Annotated in this window: 4 protein-coding genes; all 4 read right to left on the bottom strand. The window is 57.0% G+C overall.

The genetic code is table 11. The features are described from left to right. Positions 1-257: 257 nt before the first annotated feature. Positions 258-584: a DUF2834 domain-containing protein gene (locus tag AC13C0_RS00070; protein WP_482953697.1), complete on the bottom strand. Its 327-nt coding sequence runs from the start codon at positions 582-584 to the stop codon at positions 258-260. 603 nt (positions 585-1,187) lie between these two features. Next, positions 1,188-2,834: an IS66 family transposase gene (gene tnpC / locus AC13C0_RS00075; protein WP_341581276.1), complete on the bottom strand. Its 1,647-nt coding sequence runs from the start codon at positions 2,832-2,834 to the stop codon at positions 1,188-1,190. A 45-nt stretch (positions 2,835-2,879) separates the two neighbouring features. Continuing rightward, on the bottom strand, positions 2,880-3,248 hold the full coding sequence (tnpB, locus tag AC13C0_RS00080; RefSeq protein WP_341581275.1) for an IS66 family insertion sequence element accessory protein TnpB: 369 nt from the start codon (positions 3,246-3,248) through the stop codon (positions 2,880-2,882). Continuing rightward, positions 3,248-3,556 carry an IS66 family insertion sequence element accessory protein TnpA gene (gene tnpA / locus AC13C0_RS00085; RefSeq protein WP_341581274.1) on the bottom strand — a complete coding sequence of 103 codons (309 nt, stop codon included), beginning with the start codon at positions 3,554-3,556 and terminating at the stop codon, positions 3,248-3,250. The genes tnpB and tnpA overlap by 1 nt, the downstream gene beginning before the upstream one ends. Positions 3,557-3,639: the final 83 nt, after the last annotated feature.

Here is a 3,639-nt window from a genome sequence, read left to right on the forward strand (position 1 = left end):
CCACTCACCCAACCAACAGGCTGCTTCCGGAGCGGTCGGCTTCCGCTCGCCCTGAAAACGCGCCTCCCCACCTGTACAGGTCACGACCCGCCTGAAATCCGGTCCATCCCCCAACAAATCGCTTCAGCTGGCGCTCATTGCCGCGATATCGTTACGATGATGCTGACCAAACCCCGCCCATGGCTTCGGCTGGAACTGGATTTTGGACTCTGCGGGGCTTAAGTTGATGACGTTGGGCCGCGTACTGATGCGGTTGGTTATATTTTGCTGGTTGCAGCATCGGATTCACGTCCACCACGCAGCACCAAATACAGTAACGGCCCCGCAGATACAAACACCGCTGTAAGAACGAAAAACGGGATAAGATAGCCCAAACCTTTGCCACGGCTTTTGGCATCTTGGTACATCCAGACGCAAGCCAACGCGGCGAGAATGTAGAGATCTATGACAACCTGGGCGGTATCCGGGCTAGACATCAGCTGGGCACCGAAGGCCAAAAGCGACTGCTCTGCGCCTGCCATTACCCAAAAAGTGAAGCCCATGAATAGGCAAAGAATTATGAGGGGAAACGTTGATACTCTCATGTTCATCCTTGATTGAGGTTTAAGAAATATAACGATATAGATAACCGTCCACCTCCCGCCAACTCTCAGGCACACCCGAACTAAGGCAGGCACGCGACCGGGCCCCTGTGGATCGGTTCATCGGCTTGTTGGACTGGTCCGCACTCGAGGTCTCAGGCTAGCCTATGGGGATTTGAAACGCCAGATTTCCGGAAGGGGCTCCGGAACAGCGGAAAGGCTCTGTGATTCCGGGTCAGTTTAAGGGCGTGGGCCTGATCCGGTCGAAACGGGCGAAGGAGAATGGCGTCGATTTTCTGCGATCTCCGGGCAACCGGCAAGACAAGCGCCCCACCGACGGCGCCTGTCATGGTGTGATTCCCTGTTATCCCTGAGTCCCGACAGCTCATGGCGGAGCCCTCGAAGGGGCAATGGGGGCCATCAGTGTCAGTTGCCGCTCACAGACCGAGCAGTGGGTCTGCTTCTGACTGTCGGGAAAACGGCCAAGATAACCTTGCCACCGAACCGGCTTCGGTTGGCGAACCGGCGCTTGCCCCACGTCCGCCCGGGCCTGGTCCAGCGTAAGCGCATTTAAATCGACCCACTTGCATCACCCGCACTGAGATGTCAGACCCGAACCAGCTCCACGTTCCAGGGCAGCAATGCTTCCAGTTTCTCCGCCGTATCCGCCTCGGCAATATGCGTGAGCAGGTGGTGTATGTAGGCTGAGGGTTCGAGTTGGTTGGCCTTGGCCGTTTCAACCAGGGAGAAGCAGGTAGCGCTGGCATTTGCGCCTTGGGTGGTGTCGGCAAATAACCATGCGCGGCGGCCAAGCGCAAAGGGGCGAATGGCATTTTCGGCCAGGGCGTTACTGATCTTCAGGTCACCACGTTCGCAGTAGCCCACCAGATAGTCCCACTGGTTGAGGGTGTAGTCCATGGCCTTGCGAGTGAGCGAGCCTTTCAGCACCTTGCTGACGTTGGCTTCCAGCCAGGCTTTGAAGGTCGCCAGCAATGGCAGACTCTTTTCCTGACGCATCCGGTAGCGTTCAGCATCACTCAGATCGCGAGCGGCCTTTTCAATCGCATACAGTTTCCGGATGTGGCTCAGAGCCACATCGGCTTTCGAGGGCTGCCCCTTCTTGCCCTTGGCCGGTGCCGCCCGTGAAGCCTCCACGTACTTGCGTCTTGCGTGATCTAAACATCCGATCCGGGTCAGATTGTTGTCACGGCACACCTTACCATAGCCGGAGTAGCCATCGGCTTGCAATATGCCCTGGAAGTCATCAAGCAGGCGCACCGGTACCTTACCGCCACGAGAGGGGTCATACTCGAACAGCACCGAGGGATGCCCCGGTGGGCCGCCCCGGGTGACCCACATCCATTTGTCGGATTGGGCGGTTTTGCCATCCTCCTTGAGCACCTGGATCCGGGTTTCGTCGGCCTGGAGGTAATCGCTGCTGTTCTGCACTTCCCGCATCAGGTTGATCAATGGTTTGAACACATCATCCAGCCGGATGATCCAGTGAGCCATGCTGGTACGGCTGACCTCATGGCCCAGGCGCTTGAGCATCTGCTCCAGCCGGTACAGCGGCAGGCCATCGGCGTACTTGGAGGTGATGAGGTAAGCCAGCAGTGACGGCGTGGCGGTGCACTTACCCAGCGGATGAACCGGACGGAAGGCAGCGACGATGCGCTCGTCACCGTCCTGTTCGAACACTGCCTTTTCCTGCCAGTACTCCAGCACCTTCAACTGAGCGGGGATGAACTCCAGCTCTTCCTTCACCTTGGTGAAGAAGGTCTTACTGGCACCGGCCTTCTCTTCGTCACTGAGGGTCAGCTCAATACGCTCGCGCAGAAGCTTGTCGGAGAAGCCGCGCTGACGACGTTTCCGGGAGGTGCGTGGCGGTGCGTCTTTTTCCTCCACGTCATCCGGCAGCTGATCACGCAGTTCATCGATCTCGACTTCCAGTTCTGCTTCATCAAACAGCAGGATCTGATTGGGCTGCTTTTCACTACTGGCTGCGAACTGTTGGATCTTCTTGTGTCGCAGTAACTCTTCGAGGATCTCGATGCGGGCGTCCCGGCTCTGGATGGCCTGATCGCGCTGTTCCAGTGCTGATGCCTGGGATTTCAGCTTGGCCTCCTGGTTCAGAAAGGCTTCCTCTTTCGAGGCGAGTTGCTGCTGAAGACCGCTGATAACCGCCACCATTTCAGCGGCAGAGAGACCGCTGAAATCGGGGTTTGAAGTGGCGTTATCAGGTGTTGTTTTCATGGCTAAATTATAGCAAAAACAACGCCCTGGCACACGTAAAAAGTGCTATCCGACGCTCTCATAATGCAGGGTTTTATGCCCCCGCAACAGGCTGATATCGTACCCGTCCAACAGCCAGTTAATCTGCTCGCCGGTCAGCGGCATCAGCTCGTCAGATGGGCCCGGCCACTTGAATTTCTCCTCGGCCAGGGCCTTGTAATAGAGCACAAAACCGTTGTCTTCCCACATCAGGCACTTGATTTTGTTCCGCTGCCGGTTGGTGAAGGCGTAGAGTGCACCGGAGAACGGACTATGGCCAAGCTCCTGCTCCACCAGCAGTGCCAGGCTATTGGCCTGCTTGCGGAAGTCGATTGGTGCCCGGTACAGATAGATCTCTGGCAGATCCCACGACGGGCGCAGATACCGGTTTCGCATCACAGCTGCCTCAGGACCACGCCCAGCAACTCGATGTTACCCGCGTGTAAACCGGTGATCGAAACGCCGCCGGGCAACGAGACGGTAAGGCCATCTGTCGCCTGATCCTTCGGAACCGGAGCGACGCGAGCAAATCCGGACGGGGAAGCCTTTTTGTCATCCGTGCTGCCGTTCAGCTTTCGACGCCAGTAGACAAATCGGTGGTAGCTGAGTGACTGTTGCTTGCAGAAAGCAGCACCGGACATGCCCGATTCTTGCCAGTTTGAGAGCGTCTGTTGCCATGATGCGTGCAGGTCAGAATTGACCATAGGATTCCTCCTCGATTTAAAGAAAGGAATCAATGTGACAAATCCTGGGTTTATGGAACAGGTGCCGATTTATGGGCGCTTAC

This window comes from Marinobacter sp. B-21, from assembly GCF_056857895.1.

What these genes read in the sequence shown, in the direction of transcription:
- AC13C0_RS00070 (WP_482953697.1), bottom strand. Translation starts at nt 584, where the DNA reads ATGAGAGTATCAACGTTTCCCCTCATAATTCTTTGCCTATTCATGGGC.
- tnpC (WP_341581276.1), bottom strand. Translation starts at nt 2,834, where the DNA reads ATGAAAACAACACCTGATAACGCCACTTCAAACCCCGATTTCAGCGGT.
- tnpB (WP_341581275.1), bottom strand. Translation starts at nt 3,248, where the DNA reads ATGCGAAACCGGTATCTGCGCCCGTCGTGGGATCTGCCAGAGATCTAT.
- tnpA (WP_341581274.1), bottom strand. Translation starts at nt 3,556, where the DNA reads ATGGTCAATTCTGACCTGCACGCATCATGGCAACAGACGCTCTCAAAC.